The sequence below is a fragment of the Halorubrum depositum genome (assembly GCF_007671725.1).
Taxonomy (GTDB): Archaea; Halobacteriota; Halobacteria; order Halobacteriales; family Haloferacaceae; genus Halorubrum; species Halorubrum depositum.
In genome coordinates this window covers 1,074,660-1,091,346 of sequence record NZ_VCNM01000001.1, presented here as the reverse complement: position 1 = coordinate 1,091,346, position 16,687 = coordinate 1,074,660, and the positions used below count along the sequence as shown (strand labels likewise).

Below are 16,687 nucleotides of genomic sequence, written 5' to 3'. Positions count from 1 at the left end.
CGCCCGAACTCCAGAGCGTGCCCCGACACTCGACCGCCGCGATCGGAACGGTCCGCCGCGTCGTCGACACCGCGATCGACCGGCAGGTGACGTTCCTCGCCGCCGCCATCGCCTACTACGCGTTCGTCTCGCTGATCCCCGCGCTCCTGCTGCTCGTGGTCGTCGCGACCGCCGTCTTCGGCGAGGCGCTCGCGGACGAGCTCCTGGCGATTGCCGGCGACTTCCTCACGCCGGCCGGTCAGGAGGCGGTGACCGCGGCGATCGCCTCCGGCGGCGGCCGGACGGGCGCGGGCCTGTTCGGCGTCGCCGTGCTGCTGTGGTCGACGCTGAAGGTGTTCCGCGCACTCGACACGGCGTTCGCCGAGCTGTACGGCGTCACGGAGCCGCCCGACTTCGTCAAACAGCTCACCGACGCCGGCTCGGTCGTCATCGCCGTCGGCGTCGGCGTCGGCGTGATGGTCACCGTCGGCGCGTTCGTCGCGGCCGCCGACGCGGTCCCGATCGTCGAGGCCGCGAGCATCCTCGCGTTACCGGGCTTCCTCGCGGTCGTCTTCCTCCCGATGTACTACCTCCTGCCCGAGCCCGCGATCGGGATCCGGGAGGCGCTCCCCGGGGCCGCCTTCGCCGCCGTCGGCTGGACGCTGCTGCAGGCCGGCTTTCAGGTGTACGCCGCGAGCGCGGGTCAGTACCAGGTGTACGGCGTGATCGGCGGTATCCTCCTCCTCGTCACGTGGCTGTACCTCGCGGCCACCGTGGTCGTGGTCGGCGGCGTCGTCAACGTCGTCTTGGCGGAACGGGGCGCCGGCGCCCCCGTCCCCGACGACGACGCGGACCGGCAGTTACAACACGACCGCGGCCGACCCACGGGTATGAACGGCGAGTCGGACGGCGCGGGCGACGCCGGCGACGAGGAACGGCCGACCGGGGCGCCGGACGTGGCGGCGCTCCAAGAGGAAGTCGGGCGGCTGCGGGCGGAGTTCGACGAGTTCGAGGACGACGTCGAGCGGCGCACCGTCGACAAGCCCGCGGTGGAGTCGGAGCTGAAACGCTACGTCCGGTCCCGGATGCGACGCGGCCACGCCCGCGGCTGGGGGCCGTACCTCGTGCTGCTGTACGGGACGGTGCTGATCTTGGGCGCGTTCTCCTTCCTCGACGGGCTCTACGCCATCGCGGCGATGCTCATCCTCGGGCTGTCGACGCTGGGACTGTACACCCTCTTCGTTATCGTCGGCATCGGCCTCAACCTGATCGAGACGCCCGGGAAGGCGCTCGACTACGCCCGCGACCGGGGCGACGACTGAGCCGTGACGGGACTCGTCTCCGCGGAGCGCGGGGTCGGCGGGACCGCCCTCGCCGACGCGCTCCCCGAGGCCGTCGTCGTCCTCTTCGCGGCCGTCACCCACCTCGCGGACCCGTGGTTCCTCTTCGGACTGCTGGCGGTCGCCTACTGGTTCGCCGGCGACCGGCTCGCGGCCTCGCCGCGCCGCGCCGGCGCGACGGCGATCGCTGCCGTCACCTGCGCGTACGCCGCCGTCGCGCTCGGCAAGGCGTGGTTCGCCGTCCCCCGACCGCCGGGCGCGATGGGACCGGCCGACGTGCCGACGTGGCTCCCCGGTCTGCTCGCGGGATGGTACGAGGCGCAGGTGCTCTCCGACGGTTTCGGCTTCCCGAGCGGCCACGCCACCGGCGGCGCGGCGGCGTACCTCTCGCTGGCGCTGCTGTACGACCGCGCGTGGACCGACCGGACGCGACTGTTCGCGGCCGGCGCCGTCGCCGTCGCCGTCGCCGCCTCGCGGGTGGTCATCGAGGTTCACTATCTCGTCGACGTCGTCGCCGGCCTCTGCCTCGGCGCCGGCGTCGCCGCCGCCGCGCTGTGGCTCGCCGGGGACCCGCGGCTCCGCCGGCGGACCGCCTCGTGGGTGGACCGGCGCGAGCCGACCGCCGGGCTCGACCCCACCCCGGCGTTCCTGCTGGCCGGGGTCGTCTCGACCGCCGCGGCCGGCGTCGCGTTCGCCGGCGGACACACCGGGGAGGTCGTCGAGGCGGGGATCGGGATCGCCACCGGTCTCGGCGGTGCGGCGGGCTGGCGGCTCGTCTCCGGCGACGAGCCCGCGGTCCCGGTCCGGATCGCGGTCCCGGCGCTCGCGGTCACCGGCGCGCTCTGGGTCGGCGCGTACGCGCTCGCCGACTCGCTCGTCGTCACGCTGGCCGCGACGACCGCCGCCGTGGTCGCGGTCGTCGCACTGCCCGCGCTGCCGGCGCGGATCGGTGCTGTCCGGCCGGACGGCACCGCGAGCGACTGATCGAACGGAAACGACTGAGAAAGAAAGCGAGAACGGCCGAAGCGGAGCCTTTCAGAACGTCTCGAGGTAGCGGTCCTCCTCCCACTGGGAGACCTGGGTGAGGTACTCGCTGAACTCCTGGGACTTCGCCTCAGCGAACTTCTCGGAGGTGTGCGGGCCGAGCGCGTCCTGGATGACCTCGTCGGCTCCGAGGGCGTCGACCGCCTTTCCGAGGTTCGCCGGAAGCGTCTCGATGCCGTACTCCTTGCGCTTCTCGTCGTCGAACTCGTAGATGTCCTCGCGGACCGGGTCGCCGGGGTCGGCCTCCGTCTCGATGCCGTGGAGGCCGGCCGCGATCATCGACGCCAGGCCGAGGTAGGGGTTACAGGACGGGTCGGGGCTGCGGACCTCGAAGCGCGCGGAGACGCCGGCCGCGTCCGGGACGCGGACGAGCGCCGAGCGGTTCGTGTCGGACCACGCGACGTAGATGGGCGCCTCGTAGCCGGGCACCAGGCGCTTGTAGGAGTTCACGGTCGGGTTGGTGACGGCCGTGAACGCCTGCGCGTGGTTCAGGATGCCGCCCATGAACTGGTAGGCCGTCTCGCTCAGGTTGAACTCGTCGCCGTCGTCGGCGAAGGCGTTGCCGTCCTCGTCGAACAGCGAGATGTGGCTGTGCATCCCCGAGCCGTTGATCTCGGCGATCGGCTTGGGCATGAACGTCGCGTGCAGGTCGTGTTGCGCCGCGACCGCGCGGACCACGGCGCGGAACGTCGCGATGTTGTCCGCGGCCGTGAGCGCGTCGGCGTACTTGAAGTTGATCTCGTGTTGCCCCTCCGCGACCTCGTGGTGGGACGCCTCGATCTCGAAGCCCATCTCCTCTAACGTGAAGATGATCTCCTTGCGCACGTCGCTCGCGAGGTCCTTGGGCGCGAGGTCGAAGTAGCCGCCGTTGTCGTGGGGGATCGTCGTCGCGTTGCCGTCGTCGTCCGTCTTGAAGAGGAAGAACTCCGGCTCCGGCCCGATAGAGACCGTGTACCCCATGTCGTCGGCCTTCGAGAGGACGCTCTTCAGCACCTGGCGCGGACCGCCCTCGAACGGTTCCCCCTCCGTGGTGACGATGTCACAGATGATCCGGGCGGCCGCGGAGCCGTCCTCGCCGTCGCTGCGCCACGGGAGCACCGCGAACGTCTCGGGGTCGGGGACGAGGCGCATGTCCGACTCCTGGATGCGCACGAACCCCTCGATGGAGGAGCCGTCGAAGTAGATCCCCTCGGTGAACGCTTTCTCCGCCTGGTGAGCCGGCACGGAGACGTTCTTCACCACGCCGAGGATGTCGGTGAACTGGAGCCGCAGGAAGTCGACGTTTTCTTCTTCGATCTCGTCGAGTACCGCCTGTTCTTCGGCCGTGAGGCCGCCGTCTGGTTTCGCGTGTTCGTCCGTCATGTTCTGGACGCTTCGTTAGTTATCTGCCAGTATAAAGGCCTTATCGCTTGGTGCATGAACCGCCAGTGCGGCAATAATGCTGGACGTTCGTAAAATTATAAACCCCCGAACGCGTGGATAGGTGTGATGACGTACGAAAACCTCGACGCCAAACTCGTCAATTCGCTTCTCAGCAACGGTCGCGCGAGCCTCCGGAGCCTCGGAGACGAGCTCGACGTCTCCGTGACCACCGTCTCGAATCACCTCCGCGACCTCGAGGACGAGGGCGTGATCCGCGGGTACACACCCATCGTCGACTACGACAAGCTCGGCTACGACGTGACCGCCGTGCTCCAGCTGAAGGTCGAAGGGAGCGCGCTCCCCGACGTGACGGAGAAGCTCCGCCAGGAGAAGCAGATGGTGAGCGTCTACGAGGTCACTGGCGACTACGACGTGATCGCGATCGGCAAGTTCACCGACACGGACGGGATGAACGACCAGATCAAGTCGATCCTCACCGACGCCGACATCCGCGAGTCGAACACGAGCGTCGTCTTGAACGCGGTCACCGAGAACGAGCAGTTCGACCTCGACCTCAACGAGGAGTAGTCCGGACGCGAGCGCGGCGCTCCGGTCCGACGCCCTACTGCCGCCCGGCCGCCGCCTCGAGGACCTCCACGGCCGGCAGCGGCTCGCCCGTCAGCGCGCGGATGTACGCGCCGCCCGCGATGGAGACGTGCGAGAAGTCGTCCTCGCTCAGGCCGTACATCTCGATGGCGCGCGAGGTGTCGCCCCCGCCGACGACCGAGAAGCAGTCGGTGTCGGCGATGGCCTTCAGCACCCCGACGGTGCCGTCGGCGAACCGCTCGTCCTCGAAGACGCCGAGCGCCCCCTTCACGAACACCGCGTCGGAGTCGCGGATCGCGGGCTCGTAGGCCGCGACCGTCTCCGAGCCCACGTCGAGGTACCCCGCGGTCTTCTCGTCGATCTCGCCGACGGCGACCTCCGCGCGCTCGCCGTCTTCACCCTCGTACGCGAGGTCCGTCGCGAGGCGGATCGCGTCGCCGCGCTCGTCGAGCACCGACTCGATCAGCTCGCGGTTCTGCTCCCACTGCTCGTCGAACAGGTCCGTTCCCCCCACGTCGTGCCCGACCGGGTGGCCCGCGGCGCGTAAGAAGAGCTCGCCGGCGACGCCGCCGAGGAGGAAGCGGTCGACCCGGTCGTCTAAGGCGTCCATCACGCCGATCACGTCTGTCGCCTTCGTCCCGCCGACGACCATCGTCACCGGCCCGTCGAACTCGCGGGTCGCGATGGCGGTGTTGGCCTCGTACTCCGTCTCCATCACGCGACCGGCGTACGCGGGGAGCGCGAGCGGGAAGCCGACCAGCGAGGCGTGCAACCGATGCGCTGCGGAGTACGCGTCGTTGACGTACGCGTCGAAATGCGGCGCGAGCGTCCGAACGAACTCGGTCTCGGCCTTCTCCTCGGGCGACGCCTCGGGGAGCTCGTCCTCGCACATCCGGGTGTTCTCTAACAGGAGGACCTCGCCCGCGTCGAGCGCGTCGATGGCCGAAAGCGCCTCGTCGCCGTACGTGTCCGGGACGAAGGCGACGTCGCGGCCGACGTGCGCCGAGAGGATCGCGGCGTGGCCCGACAGCGACGTGAAGTCGTCGCGGCCGGGGCGTCCCTGGTGGGCCATGCAGACGACGCGGTGGCCCGCCTCGGCGAGCTCGCGGACCGTCTCCGCGTGGCGCTCGAAGCGGCGGTTGTCCTGCGGTTCTCCGTCCTCGATCGGCGAGTTGAGGTCGAGCCGAACGAGGACGCGCGACTCTGCCGGCAGGTCGTCGATGGTGTCGAACGCGGGCATGGGTGAACGGTCGTCGATGAGATATTTAAGCGGTGGTTCTCCGGGGGAACGTTGCCGCCGGGGGCGTCGGGAGAGTCGCCGCCGGCCGCGATCGGTCGCTTACGCCTCGTCGCGGACGTACGCGGCCATGTCGAGCATCCGGTTCGAGAAGCCGTACTCGTTGTCGTACCAGGTGAGGATCTTCAGGAGCTTCCCGCCGGCGACGACGTTCGTCGACTGCAGGTCGACGTAGCTGGAGAAGGGGAGGCCGACGATGTCGCTGGAGACGACCTCGTCGTCGGTGTAGCCGAGCACGCCCGCGAGCGGGCCGGAGTCGGCGGCGTCGCGGAAGGCCGCGTTGACGTCCTGCTCGGTGACGGTCTCGTCGAGGCTGACGACGAACTCGGTGAGCGAGCCGTTCGGGACCGGGACGCGCATCGCCATCCCGTCGATCTTCCCCTCGAGCTGCGGGAGGACCTTCTGTGCCGCGCCGGCCGCGCCCGTCGAGGTCGGCACGATGTTCTCGGCGGCCGCGCGCCCGCGGCGCGTCTTCGCCTTCGGGCCGTCGATGAGCGCCTGCGAGCCGGTGTACGCGTGGACGGTGGTGAGGGTGCCGGCGTCGATGCCGAACTCGTCGTCGAGCACCTTCGCGACCGGCGTGATGGAGTTCGTCGTACAGGAGGCGTTCGAGACCACGTCGTCGCCGTCGTACTCGTCGTGGTTCACGCCGTAGACGAGCTGCTTGACGGGCTTCTCGCCCTTCGGCGGCGCCGAGATGATCACGGTGTCCGCGCCGCCCTCCAGGTGCGCGCTCGCGTCGTCGTACGTCCGGAAGACGCCCGTACACTCCAGGGCGACGTCGACGTCGAGCTCGGCCCACGGGAGATCGGCGGGGTCCTGCACGTTGTACAGCGGGACCGAGGTGCCGCCGACGGTCAGCGAGTCGCCCTCGCGCTCGACGCCGTCGAGCCGCCCCATGACGGTGTCGTACTTCGCGAGGTACGCCATGTCGTCGAACTCCATCACGTCGTTGATGCCGACGAGCTCGATCCGCGGCGCCTCCAGCACAGCCCGGAACACGTTCCGGCCGATGCGGCCGAACCCGTTGAGCCCGACACGCACGACCTCGTCGTCGCTCACGTCTTCGCCCGCGGCGAGATATGATTTACTCATATCCGAAAAAGCGAGCCGCAGATACTTAAATCCGGCCGAGTCGGCCTGAGATCGTCACTATCGTTGGATTTCGTTACGATCGCTGTCGGCGACCGTGCCCGGTTCGCGCTCGGGTCGCGGCGAGTCCGCAACCGATTCGCGGCGCGCCCGTCTTCCCGCGTGCCCCCGATCCGCCCCGGCCAAAACGGCGCCCGACAGAAGGCTTATCGGGGTCACCACCCTCACGTGAGGTATGGACAGAGACGACCGTGACGATCCGTTCGGCGATTTCTTCGAGGAGATCGAACGGATGATGAACGAGATGGCGGGCGGCGAACCGGGGACCGAGGACGCCGGCTTCGGGTCGGCGACGCACGTGGACGCGTACGCCACCGACGACGGCGTGCGGCTCGTCGCCGACCTCCCTGCCGTCTCGAAGGACGAGCTCTCCCTGCAGTGCGACGGCGAGGCGCTCACCATCTCCGCGGCCTCCGACCGGCGGGAGTACGACGAGACCGTCGACCTCCCGGTCCCCGTCGACGAGCACTCCGCGGACGCGACGTTCAACAACGGCGTCCTCGAGGTCACGTTCGACCGCGACGACGACTCCGCGTCGATCGACCTCGAGTAGCGGGTCGCCGCGATCCCCCGGTCAGTTCTCTCCCGCCGCCGTCCGCTCGACGAGCCCCGCGAGCCGGTCGTAGAAGTCGGGCTCGTACTTCGTCGCCGCGTCCACCGTCGGGCGCGCGTTGGTCTCGCTGACGACGAGCCGGTCGTCCGTCTCGAGCAGGTCGACGCCGAGGTAGTCGATCCCGAGGATCTCGGCCGTCCGCTCGGCCAGCTTCCGGGCTCGCTCCGGGAGGTCGACGCCGGTCGCCTCGGCGCCGCGGTGGACGTTGTGCTTCCACCGGCCGCGCTCGCGGGCGTCCGCGGGGAGCTCCCGGCGCACCGCGCCGGCGTACGCGCCGTCGACGACCATCGCGCGGTAGTCGCGCGCGTCGGGGAGGAACTCCTGGATCAGGTACGACTTGTCGCCGGTCGCGCGGTAGTCGTGGACGAGGTTCAGGTAGTCGACGACGCCCAGCAGGGAGTCGAGGTCGCCGGCGGTCGCGACGCCGACGCCCCGCGTCGCGGAGTTCGGCTTGACGACGACGGGGTACGAGAACGGCGAGACCGCCTCGGCGACGACCGCCTCGTCGACCGGATTCGACACCAGCGTCGTCCGCGGCGTCGGGAGACCGGCGTCGTCGAGCGCGGCGAGCGCGCCCGCCTTGTTCCGCGAGGCGAGGACGGCGTCGCGGCCGTTCACCCACGGCACCGACAGCCGCGCGTCGACGACGGCGCCCTCCATGAGCCGGGAGGGGTAGACGAAGCCGACGTCGAAGCCGTCGAACTCGCCGTCGCGACTCCCCTCGCCACCGTCTCCGCTCTCGTCGCCCTCCCCGCCCGAGACCCGGAGCGAGCGCTCCTTCGCCCGCACGTGCTCGACGGCGATCCCGCGGTCCGCGAGCGGCCCGCGCACCCGGTCGAACGTCTCCGCGTCGGTCGTCATCGCGAGCCGAAGCATACGCTCGCTCGGGGCCGTTCGGACTTAAAAACGGTGCGGCGGTCGGCGGTCGCTCGTCGACGCCGCGGGGCGCCGGGGTCGGCCGCGCGGAGATCAGGGGTCGGCCGCGCGGAGTCTCGGCGCCGCTCCCGTGGCGCAGCCGGCTCGCTTCGCGGTCGCCCCGCGCTCGCGCTACCCCAGGTGACCTTCCTCGCGGAGCTGCTCCGCCTCGCTCTTCTCGTAGCGCCACGCGATGTCGCCCTTCTCGTCTTGCCAGTCCCACGGCTCGACGAGGACGAGGTCGTCCTCGCGGATCCAGACGCGCTTCTGCATCCGCCCGGGGATGCGCGCGGTCCGCTCCTTCCCGTCGGCGCAGCGGACGCGTACCCGGTTCGCGCCGAGCATCTCGACGACCTCCGCGAACACCTCGTCGTCGTCGGGCATCCGGAGGTCGTTTCGACCGTCGCCGTCTCCGTTGCTCATGCGTACGCGGTGATACGCGCTCCCGAACATAAAACGGCCGCTCTCCGTGCCGAAGCGCCCTTTTTAACTCCCGGCGGCGGCGACCCGACGACATGCGTGACACGCTCGGACTCACCGGCCTCGTCGGCGTCGCCCTCGTCCTCCTCTCGGTCGGGCTGTTGACCGCGTACGACCCCGTCGTCGGCGGCGGGACCGCCCTCCTGCTGGCGGGGCTCGGACTGATCGCCAAGGGCGTCGCCGACTCCGCGATGCGGATGTTCGGCCTCAAGTAGCGGCGTTCGGGCGGCCGTCCCCCGCGGTTCCTCTCAATTTCGAATCACGTTGCTCCCGAAAGAGTAATATTCCGCGGTCGCCGCGAGCCTGTATGGTTGAGATACCCGCGGCTGCGGTCGAACTCGCGGAACTCCTCGCGGTCGTCGTCGGGGCCGGCGCGGCCTCGACGATCGGCGTCCTGCTCGAACAGTTCGGACTCTCCGCGGCCTCCGCGGGCGACCTCGTGCTCGCCGCGTGGGCGGTCGGGATGGGGCTGCTCGCGTTATACATCGGGGTCGTCGCGCTCGGCTACGAGCAGGCGATCCCGCGGATCCAGCGGCTCGCCGCCGGCGAGTAGGGCCGAGACGTCGAACCGCGGTCGACGTTTTATAACTCTCCGTCCGCCGCGAGCTCTCTGACCGTCGCCGCCCGCTCGCGGATCTCGGTCCACTCCTCGTCGTCCTTGTTGTCGACGTGTGAGTACATCAGCCCCATCCGCCCGGTGCCGCGGAGCGTCTCCTCGTTCTCCTTCAGGAAGTCCCAGTACAGCGCGTTGAACGGACACGCGCCCTCGCCGGTCGTCCGGGAGACGGCGTACGGACACGACGCGCAGTGGTCGCTCATCCGGTTCACGTAGCTCCCCGAGGCGGCGTACGGCTTCGAAGAGAGCACGTCGGTGCCGAACGACCCCATCCCGACGACGTTCGGCGTCGTCACCCAGTGATACGCGTCGACGAAGCCGAGGTGGAACCACTCGTTCAGCTCCGCGGGGTCGACGCCGTAGGTCAGCGCGAAGTTCGACAGCACCATCAGTCGCTCGATGTGGTGGGCGTAGCCGTACTCGCGGACGTGGTCGACCGCCTCGGAGAGGCAGGTCATGTCGGTGTCGCCGTCCCAGTACGCCGGCGGGAGCGCTCGGGTCTGACCCAGCCGATTCGCCGTCGCCAGCTCCGGCATCGCCTCGCGGTAGACGTGCCGCGTGAACTCCCGCCAGCCGATCACCTGCCTGACGAACCCCTCCGCGGCGTTGAGCGGGACCGGAGGACCGTCGGCGTCACTCTCGTCTCCGCTCCCGGAGTCGCTTCCGCTCCCTCCCTCCGCGAACGCGTCCAGCGTCGTCGCCGAGTCGCCGCCGGCCGCGTCGTCGGCCGGGTCGTACGCGCCCGGCTCGACGCCGCGCTCCTCGTACGCGGCCTCGACCGCCCGGACCGGCTCGCGCGGGTCGAGGAGGCCGAGGTTGATCGCGGGCGACAGCAGGGAGTGCGAGAGGAACGGCTCGCCGGTCGCCATGGCGTCCTGATACCGGCCGAACGAGGGGAGTCGCTCGCGGACGAACGCGTCGAGCGCCGTCCGAGCCTCCGCGCGGGTGACCGGCCACGCGAACCCGTCGAGGTCGTCGCTCCCCCAGGTGTCGAACCGCTCGCGGACCCACGCGTGCGTCTCGCGCGTGAGGTCGTCCGGCTCGAACCGCGGTCGCTCCGGTGGGGCCCAGCCGTCCGGCGGCGTCTCGCGGTTCTGGTCGTCGTAGTTCCACTCTCCGCCGACCGGCTCGCCGTCGTCCATCAACACGCCCGTCTCGCGGCGGACGTGGCGGTACCAGTCCTCCTGGCGGTAGGTGCGTTCGGCGGTCCCGTCTGCGGCGAGAATCGACTCCGTCCCGCTCCCGTCTCCTCCCTCCTTCTCCGGCTCGTCGGCCCACTCGCGCCAGTCGGCCGGCGTCGTCCAGAACAGCTCGTTGTCGATCAGCTCCAGCGATCCGCCCCGCTCGGCGACGAGCTCGCGGAGGCGCTCGCCCGCGCCGTGGCTCGCGGGACGCATCAGCCGCAGGTCGGGGTCGGACCGGTCGGCGAGGAACGCGTCGAGGCCCTCGCCGAACGACTCCGCCTTCAGATACGTCACGTCGTGACCGCGCTCGCGGAGCTCGTCCCGGAAGTGGCGCATCGCGGAGAAGACGAGCGTCAGCTTGTGGGCGTGGTACGGCTTCCGGTCGGCGAAGCCGTGCGCCTCGATCAGCAGGACCTCGTCGGCGTCGTCGAGCGCGCCGAGCTCGGGGTTGAGCTGGTCGCCGAGCAGCCAGAGGACGGCGTCGTCGCTCATGAACCGCTACACGGGCGCGGGAGACGTAGGTCTGGGGGGTCGATCGGTCGGGGTCCGAGCCACAACATCCCCCTTTTTACTCGGCGTCGACGAGGGGGGAGTCGTGGACGAAATACTCACGAACTGGCTCCTCGGTCTGATCGCCGCCCTCCTCGCCGTGCTCGTGCTCGACTCGACCGGGCAGTCGTTCCTCGACCCGCTCGCCCCGGTCGCGAACGTGCTCGCGCTCGTGACGTTCCTGGCGTTCGTGCTCCTGACGGGCGCGTTCCTCGTGTACACGGCGTCGTTCCGAAACGCGTAGATCGCACCCGCGGCGCTCCGGCCGGCGCGGATACCTTTTTACTCCGCGTCCGTCTGGTCGCCGTATGGAGTACACGACGCTCGGCGACACCGGCACGACGGTGTCGAAGATCTGTCTCGGCTGCATGAGCTTCGGCGACCCGGACTGGCGCGAGTGGGTCCTCGACGAGGAGGCGGGCAAAGAGATCGTCGAGCGAGCCTTAGAGCTCGGAGTGACGTTCTTCGACACCGCCAACATGTACTCGAACGGCGAGTCGGAGCGCGTCCTCGGCGAGGCGCTGGAAGGCCACCGCGAGGAGGCGGTCGTCGCCACGAAGGGGTACTTCCGGATGGACGAGTCGAACCCGAACTCGGGCGGGCTCTCGCGGAAGGCGATCGAACAGGAGCTACAGCACAGCCTCGACCGACTGGGGATGGACACGATCGACCTCTACCAGATCCACCGCTGGGATTACGACACGCCGATCGAGGAGACGCTCGCCGCGCTCGACGACGCCGTCCGCCGCGGCGACGTGCGGTACATCGGCGGCTCCTCGATGTGGGCCCACCAGTTCGCCGAGGCCCTCCACGCGAGCGACCGCGACGGGTACGAGCGGTTCGCCACGATGCAGAACCACTACAACCTGGCGTACCGCGAGGAGGAGCGCGAGATGCTCCCCCTCTGCCAGAAGGAGGACGTCGGCGTGATGCCGTGGAGCCCGCTCGCGCGCGGCTACCTCACCCGGCCGCACGAGGCGGTCGACAGCACGCTCCGCGGCGAGACCGAGGAGCACCTCTACGAGCACCCGTACCGCGAGGGCGGCGGCCCGGCGGTCAACGAGCGCGTCGCGGAGCTCGCCGACGAGAAGGGCGTGAAGATGGCCCAGATCGCGCTGGCGTGGCTGTTCCACAAAGAGTGGGTCGACACCCCCATCGTCGGGACGACCAGCGTCGAACACCTGGAGGACGCGGTCGAGGCGCTCGACATCGATCTGTCCGCCTCGGACCAGGAGTGGCTGGAGGAGCCGTACGAGCCGGTCCGCGTCTCCGGACACGAGTGACGGCACCCGCCGCGATATAAACGCACCGTCGGAGCCCGAGCAACAACCCTTTTCGGCCGGGCTACCGAACCGAGACCCATGGCAGACGACGAGACCAATGACGCCGACGCCGGCGAGGAACAGGGTGGCACCGCCACCGAAGATCAGGGCGGCGACGCCGCCGAAAATCAGGGCGAGGACGCCGAGGAGAAGTCCTTCCGCGAGCGCGTCGAGGAGATCCGCGAGCGACGCGAGCAGGAGCGCGAGGAGGGCGATCGGCCCGATCCGGAAGAGATGATGGGCGGCGGCGGCCCGCCGGGCATGGGCGGCGGCGGTGGCGGCGGCAACCCGTTCGCGCAGATGATGTCCGGCATGATGGGCGGCGGCGGTCCGGGCGGTGCGGGCGGCCCGCCCGGGATGGGCGGCGGTCCCGGCGGCCCCGGCGGCCGCGGTGAGGAGGGCGGCGACCAGGCCGGCAACGAGGAGCTCGTGCGCGAGGTCCGACAGCTCCGCGACGAGGTCCGCGACGCCACCCGGCAGCTCCAGCGCATCGCGCAGGCGCTCGAAGACGACTGACGCGCGGCCCGCGAATCCGCCCCGTCTCCCCGCTCCGTTTTCCGTGACTGTCGACGTCCCTCTACCTCTCGGTATCGCGTTCCCGACTCGTCGCCGCCGCTCTCGATGCGAGATCGGATAAAAACCGCCGTCTCCGGCGCCTATCGGCGCCGCGTCTGCCCGCCTAACACTCCGACCAGCCGCACGACTCGCACGTCTTGCAGCCCTCGGAGTAGTAGAGGTTCATGCCGCCGCAGTCGGGACACTCGGGCGACTCGCCCGCCGCGATGAGCTCCTGCATCGCGTCGTCGGCGCCGGCCGCGTCGTCCTCGGCCGCCGGCCCGGGGGCGTCCGCGCTCGGGGCGTCGACCGCGCCGCCGTCGGTCTGGCTCGTCGGCTCGCTCGCCAGGTCTCGCTCGACGTCGTCGAGGCTCTGCTGTTGGGGAATCCCCTTGTCGATCTCGTCGTCGAGGTAGCGGCGGAGCGCGGTGCCGATCGCGTCCGGGATCGACTGGATCTGCTCGCCCTTGTCCCAGGCGACCTTCGGGCTCCGGGTACCCTGCAGCTCGTCGACGATCTCGTCGGGGTCCACGCCCGAGCGGAGCGCCGTCGAGATGACCTTCGCGAGCGCCTCCGTGAAGGAGTTGGTGTAGCCGCCGGAGTGGCCGATGTTCGCGAACAGCTCGAACGGTCGGCCGTTCTCGTCCTCGTTGATGGTGACGTACAGCTTGCCGTACCCCGTCTCGACGCGCTGGGTGACGCCGTTCAGCGAGTCGGGGCGCGGGCTGCGCTCGCTGTAGTCGATCCGCGGCTGCTCGCTCGCCTCCAGCAGGTCCGCGATCTCCGTGTCGATCGCCGCCTGCACGTCCTCGTTCTCGAGGAACGCCTCGACGCCGCCGAACACCTCGCCGATCTGCTCGACGATCGCCTCGGCCGCCTCGCTCTCGTCGGCGAACTCCGCGTTCTTCGCGCGCGTCGTGAGCACCTGCTTCGAGCGGGTGCCGTCGCGGTAGACGGTGACGCCCTTCCCGCCGTGGTCGTAGATGTAGCGGTACACCTCCTCCATCTCCTCGGCGGTGGCGTCGTTCGGGAAGTTACACGTCTTCGAGATGGCGGAGTCGACGCCCTCCTGGCAGGCGCACTGGACCGCCGCGTGCTGCTTGCCGGAGAGGTCGCCGGTGACGACGAACAGCTCGCCGATCGCGTCCGGGACCGTCTCTAACCCGTCCACGCCGTCGAACTCGTTGGCCGCCATCTGATCTTGGGCTTCCTTCTTGACGGCGTCGACGTCGACGTCGTTCTCCTCTAGGGTGCGCAGGAAGTAGTCGTCGAACTCGACGAGCATCTCGTCGCCCTGCACGTCGTCGGAGACGTTCTTGTAGTAGGCGACGTTGTAGATGGGTTCGCAGCCGCCGGTGGTGTTCCCGATCATCGACGTCGTGCCCGTGGGCGCGATCGTCGTCGTGTTGTGGTTGCGGATCGGGAAGCCGTCCGCCCACTCGTCGGCGTCGAGGCCGGTGTAGTGCTCGAACCACTCGCGGTGCTCCGTGGGGTTCGCGTACTTCGACTCCTCCCAGTCGTTGAACGTCCCGCGCTCCGTCGCGAGCTCGTGGGAGGTCTGCTTCGACGCGTGGTTGATGTGGGTCATCAGCTGGCGGGCGACCTCGTTGCCCTCCTCGGTGCCGTACGGGATCCCGAGCTGGATGTACAGCTGGGCGAGCCCCATCACTCCGAGCCCGATCTTCCGCATGTCGCGGACCTTCTGCTCGATCTTCTCGACCGGGAAGTCCGACATCGTCACGACGTTCTCTAAGAATCGGGTGCCGTAGTCGATCCGCTCGTCGAACTCCTCGAAGTCGATCGCCTGCTCTAAGAACGCCGACATGGCTGCCTCCTTCGACTCGTACTCGTCCGCGTGCTCGGCGGACCAGACGCGCCAGTCCGGCGCATCCTGCGCCGCCAGCGTCGAGAGGTTGATGTGGCCGAGGTTACAGGCCTCGTACTCCTCTAACGGCTGCTCGCCGCAGGGGTTCGTCGCGAGGATGCGGTGGTCCGGGTGTTCCTCCACGTCGAACGAATGTTCCTTGTTCACGCGCTCGAGGTAGATGACGCCCGGCTCGCCGTTCTCGTGGGCGCCCTCGATCATGTCGTCCCACAGCTCTTGGGCCGGGATCGACAGCTCCTCGCCGACCTCGACGTGCTCGCCGAGGCCGAACATGTCGTATATCTCCTTCGTCTCGGGGGTCGCGATGTGGGGCTCCTCGGTGCGCGGGTTCGTGAAGGTGAACTCCTCGTCGTTGTACAGCGCCTCCATGAAGTCGTCGGTGACGCCGACGCTGATGTTGAAGTTCGAGAGGTGGCCCTCGACCGCGTTCCGGAGGTGTTCGGGCACCTTCCCGTCCTCGTCGATGAGGTCGCGCGCCTCCTCTAAGGCGTCCGCGAAGGAGTTGTGCGTGAAGTCGTCGGGGTCGTTCAGGCGGAGCGAGTGCGCCAGCGAGACGTCCTTGTTCTTCGAGTGGATGAACTGGATGACGTCGGGGTGCGAGACGCGCATGACGCCCATCTGGGCGCCGCGGCGCGCGCCGCCCTGCGCGATCGTCTCGCACATCTGGTCGAACGTCCGCATGAACGTGATCGGGCCGGAGGCGATGCCGCCCGTCGAGCCGACGGAGTCGCCGTAGGGCCGGAGCTTCCAGAACGCGTACCCCATCCCGCCGCCGGACTGGAACACCTCGGCCGCCTCCTTGGCGGTCTGGTGGATGTCGGTGATGTCGTCGTCGGGGGAGTCGACGAAGCAGGCGGAGAGCTGCTGGAGCTCGTCGCCCGCGTTCATCAGGGTCGGCGAGTTCGGCATGAAGGAGAGCTGCTCCATTCCGTCGCGGAACCGGTCCGCGGTCGCCTCGACGTGGTCGCGCACGCTCTCGGGGAGTTCGGGAACGACGGTGTCGAACGCGAACTTATTAACGTTGTGCGCGGTGAGCGTCGCCTCCGCGTTCTGCGGCTCCGCCGCAGAGCCAGAGGAACTCCGTTCCTCGCTGTCGTCCTCGGCGGTGGTGCCGGCGCCGAACACTTCCTCCGCCAGTTCGTCGCGCCGCGGGTGGTCGGGCTTCAGCTGGTCGGGCGTGACGGTGACCTCGACGTCCTGCTTCTCGGCCTCGAAGACGGCCTCCGCGAGCGCGACGTTGCGCGCGACGCGGTCGAACAGCTCCTCGGGGTTCTCGATCGTCTCGCCGTCCGCGTTCTTCCGGAGGTACCGCGCGGGCAGGATGTTGTGGTAGGCGTTGGCGGTGAGGCGCTCCTCCATCGTGTCGCCCGTGGTTCGTTTGATCGGCAGTTCGAGTTCGTCGGCGGCGACGCCGTCGCTGCTCATTCGACGGCCACCCCGCTCGGTTGACGTGCGTTCTGGCTCATTTAGTGTATACGTACTGTCGCAGCAGGCCCTTTTGTGTTCCGCTCCCGGCCCGGATAGGTGACTACCTGTTCGATTCGGTATGTAATTCCCGGTCCGCGTGTCTGACGCCGGATTCGATTACGTTACATCTGCACGTGTTCCGGACACATAAGCGTAGCCAGACCAGAGTGAAACTGATCTCTGAGGCGAAAAACCGCAAGACGTGATCGCCTCCGCATCGGAACAAAAGGGGGGTCGCTAACCCCTCATTTTCGACGTTATGCTCCGTGTTACCGCGGTCACGGCCCTCGTGAGCGCAACCTCGTCGTCTCTCTGTCGCAG

At 69.3% G+C, this 16,687-nt stretch carries 16 protein-coding genes; 9 read left to right on the top strand and 7 right to left on the bottom strand.

Annotation, left to right across the window (positions count from 1 at the left end; all coding sequences use genetic code 11):
• The first annotated feature begins 17 nt into the window (after positions 1-17).
• Both FGM06_RS05630 and FGM06_RS05625 read left to right on the top strand, forming a co-directional pair.
• On the top strand, positions 18-1,301 hold the full coding sequence (locus FGM06_RS05630) for a YihY/virulence factor BrkB family protein (RefSeq protein ID WP_144798150.1): 1,284 nt from the start codon (positions 18-20) through the stop codon (positions 1,299-1,301).
• A gap of 3 nt (positions 1,302-1,304) precedes the next feature.
• A complete protein-coding gene (locus FGM06_RS05625) occupies positions 1,305-2,303 on the top strand; it encodes a phosphatase PAP2 family protein (RefSeq protein WP_144798149.1) in 999 nt (332 codons plus the stop codon).
• 51 nt (positions 2,304-2,354) lie between these two features.
• Here FGM06_RS05625 and glnA read toward each other — a convergent pair whose 3' ends face one another.
• Positions 2,355-3,725 (bottom strand): type I glutamate--ammonia ligase, encoded by a 1,371-nt coding sequence (glnA, locus tag FGM06_RS05620; protein ID WP_144798148.1) that lies wholly within the window; start codon positions 3,723-3,725, stop codon positions 2,355-2,357.
• Between the two features lie 126 nt (positions 3,726-3,851).
• Here glnA and lrp point away from each other — a divergent pair, with 126 nt between their 5' ends.
• On the top strand, positions 3,852-4,313 hold the full coding sequence (gene lrp, locus FGM06_RS05615) for an HTH-type transcriptional regulator Lrp (RefSeq protein ID WP_094521975.1): 462 nt from the start codon (positions 3,852-3,854) through the stop codon (positions 4,311-4,313).
• A 34-nt stretch (positions 4,314-4,347) separates the two neighbouring features.
• Here the strand turns inward: lrp and FGM06_RS05610 are convergent, their stop codons facing one another.
• Both FGM06_RS05610 and gap read right to left on the bottom strand, forming a co-directional pair.
• Positions 4,348-5,571: a phosphoglycerate kinase gene (locus FGM06_RS05610; RefSeq protein WP_144798147.1), complete on the bottom strand. Its 1,224-nt coding sequence runs from the start codon at positions 5,569-5,571 to the stop codon at positions 4,348-4,350.
• 99 nt (positions 5,572-5,670) lie between these two features.
• On the bottom strand, positions 5,671-6,723 hold the full coding sequence (gene gap / locus FGM06_RS05605) for a type I glyceraldehyde-3-phosphate dehydrogenase (RefSeq protein WP_144798146.1): 1,053 nt from the start codon (positions 6,721-6,723) through the stop codon (positions 5,671-5,673).
• Positions 6,724-6,955: 232 nt separating this feature from the next.
• Between gap and FGM06_RS05600 the strand changes: the two genes are divergently transcribed.
• Positions 6,956-7,333, top strand: a complete 378-nt coding sequence (locus tag FGM06_RS05600; protein WP_144798145.1) for an Hsp20/alpha crystallin family protein — start codon at positions 6,956-6,958, stop codon at positions 7,331-7,333.
• A gap of 21 nt (positions 7,334-7,354) precedes the next feature.
• On the opposite strand, the gene FGM06_RS05595 is transcribed toward FGM06_RS05600, so the two are convergent.
• Entirely contained in the window at positions 7,355-8,269 is a 915-nt protein-coding gene (locus tag FGM06_RS05595; protein WP_144798144.1) for an ATP-grasp domain-containing protein, read from the bottom strand.
• A 171-nt stretch (positions 8,270-8,440) separates the two neighbouring features.
• Positions 8,441-8,731 carry a translation initiation factor eIF-1A gene (gene eif1A, locus FGM06_RS05590; protein WP_144798143.1) on the bottom strand — a complete coding sequence of 97 codons (291 nt, stop codon included), beginning with the start codon at positions 8,729-8,731 and terminating at the stop codon, positions 8,441-8,443.
• Positions 8,732-8,823: 92 nt separating this feature from the next.
• Between eif1A and FGM06_RS05585 the strand changes: the two genes are divergently transcribed.
• Complete coding sequence (locus FGM06_RS05585; RefSeq protein WP_144798142.1) at positions 8,824-9,003, top strand: DUF7470 family protein; 180 nt, start codon at positions 8,824-8,826, stop codon at positions 9,001-9,003.
• Between the two features lie 92 nt (positions 9,004-9,095).
• A complete protein-coding gene (locus FGM06_RS05580) occupies positions 9,096-9,341 on the top strand; it encodes a hypothetical protein (RefSeq protein WP_144798141.1) in 246 nt (81 codons plus the stop codon).
• A 29-nt stretch (positions 9,342-9,370) separates the two neighbouring features.
• On the opposite strand, the gene FGM06_RS05575 is transcribed toward FGM06_RS05580, so the two are convergent.
• On the bottom strand, positions 9,371-11,080 hold the full coding sequence (locus FGM06_RS05575; protein ID WP_144798140.1) for a cryptochrome/photolyase family protein: 1,710 nt from the start codon (positions 11,078-11,080) through the stop codon (positions 9,371-9,373).
• 103 nt (positions 11,081-11,183) lie between these two features.
• Between FGM06_RS05575 and FGM06_RS05570 the strand changes: the two genes are divergently transcribed.
• The 3 genes from FGM06_RS05570 (at position 11,184) to FGM06_RS05560 (ending at position 12,975) form a co-directional block, all read left to right on the top strand.
• Complete coding sequence (locus FGM06_RS05570; protein WP_144798139.1) at positions 11,184-11,381, top strand: hypothetical protein; 198 nt, start codon at positions 11,184-11,186, stop codon at positions 11,379-11,381.
• A gap of 64 nt (positions 11,382-11,445) precedes the next feature.
• On the top strand, positions 11,446-12,420 hold the full coding sequence (locus tag FGM06_RS05565) for an aldo/keto reductase (protein WP_144798138.1): 975 nt from the start codon (positions 11,446-11,448) through the stop codon (positions 12,418-12,420).
• A gap of 78 nt (positions 12,421-12,498) precedes the next feature.
• A complete protein-coding gene (locus FGM06_RS05560; RefSeq protein WP_144798137.1) occupies positions 12,499-12,975 on the top strand; it encodes a hypothetical protein in 477 nt (158 codons plus the stop codon).
• A gap of 163 nt (positions 12,976-13,138) precedes the next feature.
• Here FGM06_RS05560 and FGM06_RS05555 read toward each other — a convergent pair whose 3' ends face one another.
• A complete protein-coding gene (locus tag FGM06_RS05555) occupies positions 13,139-16,324 on the bottom strand; it encodes an adenosylcobalamin-dependent ribonucleoside-diphosphate reductase (protein ID WP_144798136.1) in 3,186 nt (1,061 codons plus the stop codon).
• Positions 16,325-16,687 lie beyond the last annotated feature (363 nt).